8 protein-coding genes are annotated in these 14,611 nt (G+C 69.0%); 6 read left to right on the top strand and 2 right to left on the bottom strand.

What is annotated here, in order from left to right:
• The first annotated feature begins 90 nt into the window (after nt 1-90).
• Genes OG219_RS41810 through OG219_RS41790 form a run of 5 tightly spaced genes read left to right on the top strand, consistent with a single transcriptional unit; the run spans nt 91 to nt 5,293 of the window.
• Entirely contained in the window at nt 91-1,479 is a 1,389-nt protein-coding gene (locus tag OG219_RS41810) for an ABC transporter substrate-binding protein (protein ID WP_266835716.1), read from the top strand.
• The gene (locus tag OG219_RS41805; protein ID WP_266835715.1) at nt 1,476-2,471 is read left to right on the top strand and encodes a carbohydrate ABC transporter permease; all 996 of its coding nucleotides are present in this window, start codon (nt 1,476-1,478) and stop codon (nt 2,469-2,471) included. Before OG219_RS41810 ends, OG219_RS41805 begins: the two co-directional genes overlap by 4 nt.
• A complete protein-coding gene (locus tag OG219_RS41800; RefSeq protein ID WP_266835714.1) occupies nt 2,468-3,337 on the top strand; it encodes a carbohydrate ABC transporter permease in 870 nt (289 codons plus the stop codon). Before OG219_RS41805 ends, OG219_RS41800 begins: the two co-directional genes overlap by 4 nt.
• On the top strand, nt 3,337-4,191 hold the full coding sequence (locus OG219_RS41795) for an NAD(P)-dependent oxidoreductase (RefSeq protein WP_266835713.1): 855 nt from the start codon (nt 3,337-3,339) through the stop codon (nt 4,189-4,191). Before OG219_RS41800 ends, OG219_RS41795 begins: the two co-directional genes overlap by 1 nt.
• Before the next feature lies 1 nt (nt 4,192).
• A complete protein-coding gene (locus tag OG219_RS41790; protein ID WP_266835712.1) occupies nt 4,193-5,293 on the top strand; it encodes a glycoside hydrolase family 99 protein in 1,101 nt (366 codons plus the stop codon).
• 70 nt (nt 5,294-5,363) lie between these two features.
• On the opposite strand, the gene OG219_RS41785 is transcribed toward OG219_RS41790, so the two are convergent.
• Together OG219_RS41785 and OG219_RS41780 are read right to left on the bottom strand one after the other, a co-directional pair.
• Nucleotides 5,364-9,659, bottom strand: a complete 4,296-nt coding sequence (locus OG219_RS41785) for a discoidin domain-containing protein (protein WP_266835711.1) — start codon at nt 9,657-9,659, stop codon at nt 5,364-5,366.
• Between the two features lie 234 nt (nt 9,660-9,893).
• Nucleotides 9,894-12,107, bottom strand: coding sequence for an MMPL family transporter (locus OG219_RS41780; RefSeq protein WP_266835710.1), 2,214 nt, complete (start codon nt 12,105-12,107; stop codon nt 9,894-9,896).
• Between the two features lie 453 nt (nt 12,108-12,560).
• Between OG219_RS41780 and OG219_RS41775 the strand changes: the two genes are divergently transcribed.
• Nucleotides 12,561-14,558 carry a protein kinase gene (locus tag OG219_RS41775; RefSeq protein ID WP_266835709.1) on the top strand — a complete coding sequence of 666 codons (1,998 nt, stop codon included), beginning with the start codon at nt 12,561-12,563 and terminating at the stop codon, nt 14,556-14,558.
• The last annotated feature ends 53 nt before the right edge of the window (nt 14,559-14,611 follow it).

Below are 14,611 nucleotides of genomic sequence, written 5' to 3'. Positions count from 1 at the left end.
TGCGTCTTGACGCTATATCACGACGACCCTAAGTTCGGTCACTCCAACGCTATTCGTCCTTCTGAACGGTCGAACCCTAGGTAGGGGTCCATGCGTATACGTATTTCACGAAAGGCCCGGCTTGTCGCGGCGGCCGTGGCCACGGCACTCTCGCTCACCTCCCTCACCGCCTGCGGCGGTTCCTCCGGATCGGGGGACTCCGAGTCGCTGGAGATGTGGACCTTCAAGCAGTCCCATGTGAGCGCGCTGCGCGCCGCCGCGGAGGAGTTCGAGAAGGAGACCGGCATCTCGGTCGGCATCGAGGCCTACACGCCCGACGACGCGTATACGACCAAGGTCCAGAGCGCGGCGAAGACCGGAGACCTCCCCGACGTGCTCGAAGTGCACTCGGACGGCGAGGACCGGGTCCTCGGCGCCGCCGGGATCCTGTCGGACCTGGCCGGCGACTACGACAGCGACTGGTCCGGACGCATCCAGAAGGCCGTCCAGGAGTCGGGACTCGTCACGGACCAGCGGTACGAGAACTCCCTCAACGCGGAGGCCAAGGACCACGGGGTGGAGAAGGGCGCCCGCTACAGCGTGCCCCTCACGGTCGGCACCTTCGGCATCGTCTACGCCAACAAGCAGATGCTCGCCGACGTCGGCATCACCGAAGCCCCCGCGAACTGGCAGGAGTTCCTCGCCGCGCTCAAGGCGACCAAGGCGAAGGACGCGAAGAACGGCGGACTCTCGCTGGGCCTGAAAGTGCAGGCAACCGGCCTGACCTGGGTGCTCCAGCCGCTGGCCTTCGCCCAGTTGGGGCAGCAGGACTACGAGAAGCTGTGGGGCAAGGACGAGAGCGCCGACTTCGGCTCGGCGAACGGCACCGAGGTCCTGTCTCTCTACGACGAGCTCACCCCGTACTGGATGCCCGGCTCCCAGAGCCTGACGATCGACCAGGCGGACCAGGCGTTCGCGCAGGGCAAGTCGGCCTTCGCCGTGGGCGGCACGTTCACCCTCGCGTTCCTCAAGCAGAACGGCATGAACCCCGACGACGTGCTCGCCTTCGGCCTGCCCGCCCCCGCGGACGGCGCCGTGCCCGACCGGGGCCTCGGCCCGCTCGCCCTGACTGGCCTCGGCGTGACCTCCACGAGCGAGCAGCCGGACAACGCCAGGAAGTGGATGGAGTTCCTCTCCCAGCAGGACGTCGCCACGCAGTTCGCCAAGAACTCCCTGGACCTGCCCGCCACGGAACTCGGCGCGGACTCCGCCAAGGTCCTCGGCCCCACGCTCAGCTCCATGGTCGACAGCTTCAAGGGCACACCCGAGACGACGTACGACCCCAGTCGCGGCGACGAGTTCCGCCCGATCGGATACGAGCAGGACGACGCCGGCGCGATCCTCGCGGACCTGACACCGCTCAAGCAGACCTCGGTCGAGGAGACCGCGCAGAAGCTCCGCAGCCTCAACCAGTCGTACTGGAAAGCGGCAGGCCAGTGACCACCGCTCCCCGGCGGACCGTGCCGAAGGCGGTGGACGAGGGGGGCGGTACCCGCCCGGTGAAAGCCGTGGCCGCTCCCCCGCCGCCCCGCCGGTGGCGCGGGTACGAGGCCCTGTCCGGGTATCTGTTCGTCGCCCCGGCCGTGGTGCTCTTCGCGGTGATGGGCCTGTACACGGTGGGCTACGGCTTCGCGCTGTCCTTCGCCACCTGGAACGGCTTCACCCCGAACTGGACCTGGGTCGGCCTCGACAACTACGCCGATCTGCTGTGGCGCGACCCGGTCTACGCCCCCCGCGTGCGGCACGCCACCCTCAACACCCTCTGGGTGATGCTCGCCGCGCCGGCCCTGACGGTCCTGGTGTCGTTTCCCCTGGCTGTGCTGCTCAACCAGGTCAAGCGGTTCCAGACGGTGCTGCGGTCCGTGTACTTCCTGCCGTACGTCACGAGCGGCATCGCCGTGTTCTTCGCCTGGCAGTACATCCTGCAGCCGGACGGCGCGGTCAACTCCCTGCTCGGCAGCGTCGGTCTGGGCTCGCTGGAGCAGCCGCAGGGCTGGCTGGGCAATCCGACGACCGCGATGCCGACGATGATCGTGGTGACGGTCTGGGGTGCGGTGCCGGTCGCGATGCTGCTGTATCTCACGGGGCTTCAGGGCATCGACCGCAGCGTCCTGGAGGCGGCACAGCTGGACGGCGCGGGCTGGTGGCGCACCAACGGGTCCGTGGTCTGGCCGCTGGTGCGCCCCATCACCGCGATCGTGGTGCTGCTGAACCTGCGCGAGTCCCTGCAGGGGTTCCAGACCTTCCTGGTGATGACCAACGGCGGTCCTGGCGACCACACGAACGTCCTCGGTCTGGAGGCGTACCGCCTGGCGTTCCTCAAGAACCTCTCGCCCACGCTCGGGCTCGCCAGCGCGCTCGGCTGGATCCTCTTCGCCGCGGCCCTCGTCCTGGCCCTGATCAACCTACGAGCGCTGCGGAGCAAGACATGACAACGATTTCCCCCGCCCGCTCCGGCGCGGGTGCACCGGGTGGCGCCCGCAAGCTCGTGGCCCGCACGGTCGTCGGCGTGCTGCTTGCCGCGTACGGCCTGGTCAGTGTCTATCCGTTCCTGTGGATGGTGTCGGCCGCGTTCAAGGATCAGATCGAGGTCGTACGCGGCGGGCACCTCATCCCCGACGACCCCACGCTCCAGACGTTCGCCGACACCTGGAACGAGCTGCACTTCTTCGACTTCTTCCTGAACAGCCTGCTGGTGACCGGGTACACCGTGGTCCTCACGCTGGTGATCTACGCGGCCGCCGGATACGCCTTCGCGGTCCTCCGTTTCCCCGGACGCGGGTTCCTCCAGAAGCTCTTCGTGTCCCTGCTGTTCGTGCCCGGGATCACGGTGATGCTGCCGATCGTGCTCCTGGAGGACAAGATGCGCATCCTCGGCACGCACTGGGGCCTCGTCCTGCCGTTCGTCAACGGCGGCGCCCCGCTGTCGATCCTCCTGATGACCGGCGCGTTCATGGCCGTGCCCGGGGAGCTGCGGGACGCGGCGCGCGTCGACGGCGCGAACGAGCTGCGGATCTTCACCAGGGTGTATCTGCCGCTCTCCCAACCCGCGCTGATCACCGTGGCGTTGCTCACCGCCATCCCGACGTGGAACGAGTTCCTGCTCACGCGCGTGTCCCTGAACGACCCGTCGACGTACACGCTCCCCCTCGGCCTCCAGACCCTGTCCGCGGAGAACGTGCCGCACTACAACAACCTGATGGCGGGCGCCCTGATCGTCGTCATCCCGGTGATCCTGCTCTTCCTCAGCCTCCAGCGGTACTTCGTCAACGGCCTTGTCGGGGCGGTGAAAGGCTGATGCGGGTCCTGGTCACCGGGGCCGCAGGCCACATCGGGCAGCACGTCCTGGACGAGCTGTTCGCGGCCTCGTACGACTACGAGATCGTGGCCACCGATGCCGTGCCCTTCGAGGCCCCCTCGGCCGAACGCGTGCACATCGGGGACCTCCAGGATCCCGACCTGGTGCGCAAGGCGGTCGACGGAGTGGAGGCGGTCGTCCATCTGGGGGCGATACCCCACCCCAACACGGACGATCCCAGTGCCCTGTTCGCCACCAACTGCCTCACCGCGCACCGCGTCCTCGACGAGGCAGGCCGCGCCGGGGTACGCCGGATCGTGGCCGCCTCCAGCATGGCGGCCGTCGGACTCGCCTGGTCACCCGTACCGGTCTCGCCCCTCTACGTACCGCTGGACGAGGAACACCCACTCCTCATCCGCGATGCGTACGGCCTGTCCAAGGCCGTCCTCGAGGAGACCGCCCGCAGCACGCACCGCCGCTGGGGCACGGACATCGTCTGCCTGCGCTTCCCGTTCACCGGCAGCGGCGAACGGCTTCACGGGCAGCTCGCCAAGGTCGCGGCGGACCCGGGAGCCCACCGGCACGACCTGTGGGGCTGGCTGCACACGCGGGACGCGGCGACCGTGGTGCACCGGGCGCTGCGGGCCGACCTCACCGGATGCCATGTGCTCAATGTCGCCGCGGCCGACACCTCCTCCCCGCTTCCCACCGCGGAGTTGATGGACCGCTTCCACCCGGACGTGCCGACGTTCTCGGCGCTGCCCGGCCGCACCTCCCTGTTCGACACGACGGCCTGCGCCGAGCTGCTCGGATTCGTCCCGCGGTACGGCCGGCCCGGCAACCGAGGAGAGTGACATGAACGATCCCCGACACCAAAGGCCCCTGTCCCGCAGAGGGTTACTCGCGGGCGGCGCGGCAGTCGGCACCGCCGCACTCGTCGCGGGGACGGCCACCCCCGCCGCGGCGAGACCCAAGGGCGTGTCCGCCAACGCGCACATCTTCTACTACCCGTGGTACGGCTCCCCGCGGGTGAACGGCGAGTGGCGCCACTGGCAGCAGGGCGAACTCAGCCCGCCCGACAACATCAGCGCCGACTACTACCCCGTGCTCGGCCCGTACGACTCCGGCGACCTGCACGGAGCGGTCGCCCGCCACATGCGCTGGCTGCGCCGGGCCGGGACGGGTGTGCTGGTCAGCAGCTGGTGGGGGCAGGGCAGTTACGAGGACCGGATGGCGCCCGTCGTCCTGGACGCGGCCGCCGTCGAAGGGCTCCAGGTCGCCTGGCACATCGAGCCGTACCAGGGCCGGGACGCCGCGTCCGTGGTCGCGGACATCCGCTATCTGACCGACCTCTACGGCGATCACCCCGCCTTCCACCGCGCCGCCGAGTACGGCGGCCGGTGCGCCTACTACATCTTCTACAGCCTGCTCTCCGTCGACTGGTCGGCGCTGCACGAGGTCGACGACATCGCCATCGTCATGGCACAGACCTGGGACCTGTCCCGCATCGGCGACTTCGGCGGCGTCTACACGTACGACGCCATCGCGACCGCCAACCGCCCCGACTGGACCGGAGTCGCGGCGTTCTGTGCGGAGCGCGGCATGGTGTGGGCACCGTCCCTCGGTCCCGGCTACCTGGACGACCGGGCGGTCCCCGGCAACACGACCCCCACCCTCGACCGGGCCGACGGCCGCACCTACGACCTGGAGTGGGAGTACGCGCTGGAGAGCGGCCACGGTGAGGCGCCACCGGACTGGGTGAGCATCACCTCGTTCAACGAGTGGCACGAGGGCACGCAGATCGAACCCGCGACGGCGCGCACGCCCGGCGCCCTCGACTACCTCTCCTACGAGGGTGCCTACGGACGGCGGGGCGCACACGCCGAGACGGCGTACCTGGACCGGACCGCCCAGTGGGTGACTCGCTTCGAGGCCGCGCGAGCCGCCCGTTACTGAGCCACCCGTTGCTGAGCACCGCGCCCGCTGCCCCGGCGCCTCCTGCGCGCCGGGGCAGCGGACTGCCGCGCTAGGGCAGCAGGTTGATCTTGAACGCCGGCGTCGTGTTCTTCACGTCCAGCGCGTTGTCGCTCAACTTCAGGTTGTGGAAGGTGACTTCACCGACGGCGGGCCCTTGCCCGGCCTCCGGCATCTCGTTGGCCCACAGGCCGAACCCGGACTTCGCGTCGTAGGCGTCGCCGCTCTTGTGCGCGCCGGAGATCGTCACGTCCGTGAGGATGGTGTCCTTGATCGGGAACTGGGGTTGTCCTCCCACGTAGTTGGTCTGGAACATGATGCCGCTGTACGTCGGATCGACGATGTCGACGTTGTTGACCCGGATCCCCTGGAAGACCTTCGAGGCGGAGAACATCCAGATGCCGGGGAAGGTCTGCGCTCCCCAGAAGTGACCGCCCGCGCGGACGATCGAGATGTTCTCCAGGGTCGTCGGTTCCGTGCCGAAGCCGTTCATCGGGTAGCCGAAGTCCAGCGAACTGACCGTGATCCCGGAGTAGACCAGGGTGTCGGCGATGTGGATGTTGCGGAAGGTGTTGTTGAAACCGCCGTAGACGGCGATGCCCGCCGCGCGCCACGTCAGGATCGACGTGAGGTTCTCGTACAGGTTGTTCTTCTCGTCGGCCCCGCCCGCGTCGATCGCGGAGAACAGCGCGAAGCTGTCGTCGCCGGTGGCCCGCGCCTCGTTGTTGACGACGTGGTTGTCCGTGCTGCCGTTGGTCATGTTGACGCCGTCGGCGAACATGTCGCGGATCCGCGAGTTCTTGATGGTGATGTTGTCGGTGTTGGCGCCCCAGTAGAGGCACACCATGTGTTCGTTCCAGATGTTGTCGATGGTGATGTCGGAGACGTTGGAGAAGTCGAACACCTTGCCCGGACCGTCGATGCGGGAGGTGTAGTTGCCGAAGTACGCGAAGTTCGCGAACGACGACCCCTTGGCGGTGCCCTCGGCCCGGAAGCCGATGTCGGTGTTCTCCTGCGAGGTGGGCGCACGGAAGCGCGTGAACCAGGGCCCGGCACCGACGACCTTGACGGCCTTGCCGTACACCTGGAACTTGCTCGACGTCTCGTAGTCACCGGCCGGCAGATAGACGCCGACGAGCGTGCCCGTGGTGTCCATGCGGACCTTGTCGAGCGCGTTCTGCACGTCCTGGTGCGAGAAGCCTGCCGGCACGGTGTACGTCGCCGGGTCCGGGTTGGGGATCGCCGACACCTGTTCCAGGCTCACGAAGTCGATCGCGTACGTGGAGGAGTTCGCGGCGTCCTTCTGGAGCCGGATCTTGCTGCCGGCCGGGACGGTCTGGCCGAGCATCAGGTTCGCTTCGTCGTAGATGTGCCGGGGCGCGCCCGAGCCCGGTGAGTTGCCGGGGCCGGCCTCCGCCCCGTACAGCCAGGCGTACTTGGATGTCAGGTCGATGACCTTGAGGAAGGTGCCGTTGACGTAGACGTTCAGCGTGGAGTTGGTGCCGCCGCCGCCCGCGGAGTCCGGGAGGGAGAAGCGGGTCACCAGGGTGTTGGTGCTGGCCTTGGTGGTCCATTCCACGTAGTTGCCGGTGTTGTTGAGCGTGACGGCCTTGCGGCCGGAGGCCTCACCGGCGATGTCGCCGATGGTGCGGTTGGGTCCGACGGTCTGGGCGCCGCCGCCCACGGTGCCGTCCTCGGCCTCGTAGTTGTCGAACGGCATGCTGGCGCCGCGGCCGACGAACAGCGACTGGCTGCTGGTGTTGTTGGCGCGCTTGACCTCCAGTTCGTTGGCGTCGGGGTCGATCACGGTCTTCACGGTGAACTTTCCGGGGCCCGCGGTCCAGGTGCCCAGGTTCACCGGGGAGGCCGTGGCGCCCGCCGCGATCGCGCCGCTGTGGGCGCCGGTGAGGGTCTTCACCGTCGCACCGGAGGCGTCGAGCACGGTGAGCGTGATGCCATGGCTGCCGGTCGCGGTGGCAACCGTTCCCTGGTTCTTCAGGGCGACGGAGAAGGTGACCGTGTCGCCCTCGGCGGGCGCGCTCGGCGACCAGCTGACCGGCGAGGCCACCAGGTCGGAGCTGGAGACCGGCTTGACGACGAGGGCGGTGGGGCTGGTGTAGGAGTTGTTGCCCTCGTTCTGCTCGATGACCTTGTTGTCGGGGTCGGCGGTCGCGCTGACCTGGTAGGTACCTGCCTCGCGAGCGCCGATGTCGGCGGTGACCGTCGCCGACGCGCCTGCCGCCAGGGCTCCGACGGCTGCGGTGCCCACCTTGGTGCCGCCCAGCTGGAACTGCACGTCGGTGGCGCCCGACGCCTCCGTGCCCGCGTTGCGCACGGTCGCCGTCAGCTTCACGGCGTCGGACTCGACGGGGCTGGCCGGGGCCGAGGTGATGCCGGTGATCTGGAGGTCAGGGTTCGGGGCGGGAGTGCCCAGGACCTGGAACTCGGCGACCTGCCCGGCAGGCGCGCCGGAGTTGGCGGTGAACACCAGCTGGACGTCCGCGACTCGGCCCGTGAGGGCGATCCGCACGGTGTTCGCGGTCGCCGGGTCGAACGTGTAGTCCTTCGCTGCGACCAGGCTCGTGAACGCGGTGGCGTTCTGCTCCCGGCCGAGCACCTGGATCTTCTGCGTCCGGGTCGCCCAGGCGGCGTCCGGACTGAGTTTCAGGACAACGGTGTTGACGTCCGCGTTGGCGCCGAGCTTCACGGTCAGGCTGTTCGGGTACGCTCCCGGACCGCCCTCCCAGTAGGTGCTGGTCTTGTCGTCGTTGGCGTTCTCCGCGACGAACGTGAACACGGAGGACGAGGCTGTGATCGCCTTGCCGACGGCGAGGTTCGCGTCGTCGGTCGTGGAGCCGTTGCGGGTGACGGTGTTGCTGTTGGCGGACTGGTTGCCCGCCGCGTCCTTGGCCCGCACGTGGTACGTCACCGTCGCCGACGCGGGCTGCGTGTCCGTGTACGTCGTGACGTTGCCTGCGACGCTCTGGCGCAGGGTGCCGTTGGCGTAGATGTCGTAGCCGGTGACCCCGACGTTGTCCGTAGAGGCCGTCCAGGTCAGCTTGACCTGCCCGCTGGTGGCCTCCGTGAAGGCCAGGTTGGCGGGTGCGGTCGGGGCCTGGGTGTCGCCCGAATCCCCTGTGCGGGTCACGGTGTTGCTGTTGGCGGACTGGTTGCCCGCCGCGTCCTTGGCCCTGACGTAGTAGGCGACGGTCGCCGAGGCGGGCTGGGTGTCGGTGTACGTCGTGGCGGCGCCGTCGACCGAGGTGCGCAGCTCACCGTTGGCGTAGATGTCGTAGCCGGTGACCCCGACGTTGTCCGTGGCGGCCTGCCACGTCAGCTTGATCTGCCCGGTGGCGGGTTCGGTGTAGGCCAGCGCGGTGGGCGCGGTCGGCGCCTCGGTGTCGCCCGTGGTCGGTCCGTACACCTCCAACTCCGCCAGCTGGCCCGCCGGTTGCCCGGTGTTGGCGGTGACGAGGACCCGTACGTAGCGCGTGGTGGTGGCGTTGAAGCTCAGTGTCTGCGACTGGTCGTTCGCCGCGTTGAAGGCGAGCGCCTGCGACGCGGTGAGGTCGCTGAACTCCGAACCGGTGGTGCTGCCCTGGAGTTTGAGGGTCTGTGTCCTCGCTCCCCAGTTGGCGGGCAGCCGCAGCGTCACACGGTCGACGCGCACGGACGAGCCGAGGTCGACCTGCACCCACTGCGGGAGAGCGTTGTTGCTGCTCTCCCAGTAGCTGGCCCGGTTGCCGTCGCCCGCGTTCGCGGCCAGGTACGTCTGTGTGTAGCTGCTCGCGGTGAACTGCTTGCCCGCGGCCAGGTTTCCGGAGGAGTCCGTCGCGCCGTGCACTTCCAGCTCGGAGAGCTGTGCGGCCGCCCAGCCGGTGTTCGCGGTGATGTTGACGCGCACGAAGCGGGTCTGGGTGGCCGGGAAGGAGATGGTCACCGTGTTGGCCGCGCTCGGCGTGAAGGCGTACGACGCCGAGGACTTGATGGTGTCGAAGCTCGTGCCGTCACCGCTGCCCTGCACGGTGAGCGTCTGGTTGCGGCTCTCCCAGGAGGCCGGGAGCTTCAGGACCACTTCGTCCACGCGGGTGGTGGCACCGAGGTCCGCCTGCGCCCACTGCGGGAAGCTCGATCCCGAACTCTCCCAGTACGTGGTGGCGTTGCCGTCGGTGGTGTTGGCGGCGCCGTAGCCGGAGTTGGAGCTGCTCGCGGTGGCGGTCTTGCCCGCGGCGAGGTTGGGGCCACCGGCCGCCGTCGCGGTCGAGGTCAGCGCCGGAAGCCCGATGAGGGCGAGCGCGGTGGTCAGCAGAGCGGCCAGCAGACGGCCTCTCCAACGATGTCTGGTCATGGTTCTCCTGCCCTTGAGCGGTGTCGTCACGGGGGAAGCGGAAGACTCACAAGAGAGCGAGAATCGATTTTTTGCGTTCAGTTATTGCAGATTTGCATGGTGATGTTGTTGAGTCCACAGTCTGTGCAGAGATAGTTGCTCACTGACGTTGGCGGGGAGGCAGCGGCGGGCGCACGGCAGCAGGGCCCGGCCGCTGTGCGGCCGAGCCCTGCTGAGTGAGGTGGCGGCGAGTCGCTAGACCCGGGCGGTCGGGTCGTCCGCAGGCGGGACGGCGGTACTCGCGTCGAACTGATGCTGAAGGCGGTCGCCCTCGATGTCGAGGTCGGGGATGTAGGTGCCGAACCACTTCGGGTGGTACCAGATCTTGGCGCCGATGATCGCCATGAAGGCGGGCACGAGAGTGAGCCGGACCACGAAGGCGTCGAGGGCCACGCCGGCGGCGAAGCTGAAGCCGATCGCCTTGATGGTCGGGTCGTCGGTGAACATGAAGGCCACGAAGATGCTGAACATGATCAGCGCGGCGGCGGTCACCACACGCGCGGCAAGACCGGTGCCGCGCTCCACGGCCCTGACGGCCTGACCGTTCTTGGTGAAGTCCTCCTTGATGCGGGAGACGACGAACACCTCGTAGTCACTGGAGAGTCCGAAGATGATCGCGAGCATCAGGAGAGGCAGGAAGCTGATGGTCTGGCTCGGCGTGATGCCGAACAGGTGCTGTCCCCAGCCCCATTGGAACATCGCGACCTGCGCGCCGAACGCGGCGGCCACCGACAGCAGGAACCCGACGATCGAACTGATCGGCACGAGGATGGTACGGAACGCGAACGTCAGCAGAATGAACGCGAGGCCGACCACCACGACCAGGAACACCGGCAGCGCCGAGGAGAGTTTGCTGGACACGTCGATATTGGACGCGGTGGTGCCACCGACCAGGATCGTGGCGCCCGAATCCCCCGCGACCGCCGCCCGGTCGTCCCGGATCCCGTTCACGAGGTCGGTGGTGGCGTCGTCGTTGGGGCCGGTGCTCGGGGTCACCCGGATGACGGCGACGCCGTTGTCCACCGCCATCGGCGCGGCGGCCACGACCCCCGGGATCTTGGCGAGCCGGTCCGTGATCGGGGTCGCCGCGGCGGCGTTCGGAACACCGTCGGCGACCACCAGGAGCGGACCGTTGAAACCCGCTCCGAAGTTGGCCGTGGTCAGGTCGTAGGCCTTGCGTGAGGTGTCGCTCTTCGGCTTCGACGATCCGCTGGGCAGCCCCAGGTCCATCTTGAGCGCGGGCAGGGCGAGCACCACGAGGAAGGCGATCCCGCCGATCAGCAGGGGAACTCGGCCGCGCACCACGAACCGCGCCCAGACGGCCCCGAAGGTGCGCTCCGGCTCCTTGGCGGCGATCTGGGCGACGTTCTCGTGGTGGCCCGGGCGCAGCGGGGTGCTGATGAACCGAGCCACCTTGTTCCCGGCGAAGCCCAGCATGGCGGGCATCAGGGTCAGGGCGATCAGCAGGGCGATCAGTACGGCTCCCGCCGCGGCGACGCCCATCACGGTCAGGAAGGGGATGCCGACCACGGCGAGCCCGCACAGGGCGATCATCACGGTCAGCGCGGCGAAGACCACCGAGCTGCCCGACGTGCCGGCGGCGAGAGCGACCGAGTCCTCGATACTCATGCCGGTAAGCAGGTTGTTGCGGTGCCGGGCCAGGATGAACAGGCCGTAGTCGATGCCGCAGGACAGTCCGAGCATCGTCGCCACTGTCGTCGAGGTCGAGGCGATCGTCATGACGGACGCCAGCGCGGACACGGTCATCAAGGTGACGACAAGGCCGATGACGGCGGTGAGGATCGGCAGCCCGGCCGCCACGAAGGCGCCGAAGGTGATGGTCAGGATCACGAAGGCGACCAACAGGCCGATGAGCTCGGGCAGTTCCGAGATCTCCTGGTTCCAGCCGGGGTAGACGCTTCCGGAGTATTCGACCTGCACACCGGCGTCCCGCGCCGGGACGACGGCGGCCTTGACCGCGTCCAGGGTCGATTCCTTCACGTCGGTCGGCTGCGCCTCGAACTGCACCGACCCGAGTGCGACATTGCCGTTCTCGGAGATCGCCTTCGCCGCGAAGGGGTCGGTGACCAGGCCTACTTGCGGCACCTTCTTCAGATTGACGATCGCGGCTTCGATGCCTGCCTTGTAGGACGGGTCGGTGACCTTGATGCTCCCACTGGTCGCGAACACGATCTGGGTCTGGCCACCGCTCAGGGCAGGCAGCTTCTCCTTGAGCAGGTTGGTGGCCTGCTGCGACTCCGTCCCGGGAACCGTGAAGGTGTTGTCGGTCTTGCCTCCGCCCACGACCGAGAGGGTGATCGCGGTGCCTGCCGCCAGGATCCACAGGGCGAGGACGAGCCGACGGCGCCGGAACGCCCAGCGAGCCAGGCGGAACAGATAGACGGACACAAATGCTCCCGAACGTGGAACGGCCGGCCTACGGCCGAAGGGCGGAGAGCCCGGACCTGTGCTCTCCGCCCACTCTCGACCTGCCGTCGGGCCGCCGCGAGGAGCGGAGGCCATTCGGGGGACCTCAGCGCACGGACACCGGCGTCACGGGGTTGCCGCTCTCACTCGGGCCGGTGCCGCCGGCGGTATCGGCCCGGTCGTACGCCGACAGGAGCGGGCCTGTAGGCCATCGCCCGGGCGCTGCCCCTCCGCGTGGCCGCCCATGTCCGCCAGTGGCTCATCAACCGCTCGAACCGGAAGCTGTGCCCCCGCCCGACCCCCGTCGACCGTACGCGCGCTGAGCCCGCGGCCGTGCGGAAACCCCTTGCTGTGGAACCGGGCCAACTCGCCATTCGCACACCTGTGCTGCGCTAGTCTCGCGACACACGCGCCACGCTAGAGACCGGGATCCCCATGCCAGAGCTCCACCGCAGCCGGTCCGAAACGATGGCCTATGCGGCGTCCGGGATGGAGCCACCGCCCGTGGTCCCGCTGCGGAAGAGCGATCCGAGACGGGCGGGGCCGTACCAGTTGGAGTCGGTGCTCGGCAGCGGTGGAATGGGCCGGGTCTATCTGGGCCGAGACACCACCGGCGGGACAGGCATCGCAGCCGTCAAGGTGATCCGGCCCGAATACGCGGAAGACCCGCTGTTCCGGAAGCGCTTCGAGCGGGAGGTCGGCGCGCTCGACCGCGTCCAGGGGGCGCACATCGTGCGGCTGATGGGCAGCGGTTGCGACGAGGACCTGGTCTGGGTCGCCACCGAGTACATACCCGGGCCCACTCTCTCGGAGGTCGTCACCGAGCGCGGCCCGATCGACTCGGCGGCGGCATGGCGGCTGCTCGCCGACGTGGGGCGTGCGATCGAGGCGATCTGGCGCGCGGGGCTGGTCCATCGCGACCTCAAGCCGTCCAACGTGATCCTGGGAGCCGACGGTGCCCGCGTCATCGACTTCGGTGTCGTCCAGGCCACCGACGGCACCTCCATCACCGTCACGGGCCAGAACGTGGGAACGCCCGCCTACATGTCCCCGGAGCAGGTCAGGGGCAGAGAGGTGACCGCCGCCTCCGACGTCTTCTCGCTGGCCTCCACCCTCACCTACGCCGTCGCGGGAGAAGCGCCGTTCGGCGAGGGTACGGGTGTCGACGTCCTGCACCGGGTGGCCTTCGAACCGCCCCGGGAGGCTGCCCTCGACAAGGTGGCGGCAGTCGATGCGGAACTGGGGGCGTTCATCCGCACCTGTCTGGACAAGGATCCCGAGCGGCGCCCCTTACCCGAGACGGTCTTCAGGACCGCCATCGGACACCAGCTGTCCGCATCGGCCACAAGCCCGCCACGCCCCGCCCCGAAGCGCCCGAGCATCCCCGCCCAGCGGCCCGCCGTCCTCCCCGCGCAGCGACCCGCCGTCCTTCCCTCCGCGCCGCTCGCGGCCCCGCCCGCCGACCACACCGTCGAGCCCGGCGCCCCTGCCGCCCCCGCACCCAAGAAGCGCAGAGCGCTGATGGTGGGCGCCGCGGCGATGACAGCCCTCCTCGTCGCCGGAGGTGTCACCGTGGCACTGCTGGACAACGGCGACGACCGCACAGACGGCCGGACATCGGCCGCTCCCATTCCCCAGACGTCCCCGGCGCTGACCGAAGCGCCGGCCCCGGCGCCGAGCAGTTCGCCCGAGGCGGCCACGCCCTCGTCCTCGAAGGCGGACCAGGCGGCGGAGGAGCCCTCGGCCCCGACGGTCACGCTGGATCCGTCGGCACTGGACATCCGGTCCGACGCGTGCCCCGCCGCGATCGCCCGGGGAGCACAAGGCGACTGCGTGAAGGCACTCCAGCTCCTCCTCGCCGGCTACGGCCTGCACGTCACGGTCGACGGGCAGTTCGGCGCGGAGACCGTCGCCGCGGTGAAGGCCTTCCAGACCGAGGCCGGGGCGGTCGTCGACGGGAGGGCCGGCGCCAAGACCAAGGCGCTTCTCTACGGTCAGCCGCGCGGTCCGGTCCGGCTCGGCTCGCTCACCGTGACCGAGAGCGTCAACGCCGTCTCGGTCGCGAGGTGCCTCGCCGTCGGCACCGGAGGCCTGGACGCCGAGGTCTGGGGGTGCAAGGACACGGCCGCTCAGCGGTGGGGTCTGTATCGGGTGCCCGGCCAGGACTCCCAGTACATCGTGGTCAACCAGGACAGCCACCGCTGCCTGGACGCCGGCGGCTACCAAGAGACCGTCCGGGTCAGCAACTGCGACGGGCAGAGCTCCCAGAGATGGCGGCTCGGCGACTCCGGCGCATCCGGCGGCCGGACCCTGGTCAGCGTTCCCGAAGGCTTCTGCATGGACGCTGAGGCCGCCACCTCCGGCAAGGACGGTCAGCGAGTCCAGAGCTGGGGATGCGCGGGCAGCACCAACCAGGTGTGGAACTGGTCCTGACACACCGTCAAGCTTCCGACACTGAGCCGGAGTTGTCGTGACAGCCCGGGTGG

Origin of the sequence: Streptomyces sp. NBC_00038 (genome assembly GCF_026343635.1) — a bacterium.
In the GTDB taxonomy this organism is placed as follows: domain Bacteria; phylum Actinomycetota; class Actinomycetes; order Streptomycetales; family Streptomycetaceae; genus Streptomyces.
This window is presented reverse-complemented; position numbering and strand designations above follow the sequence as displayed.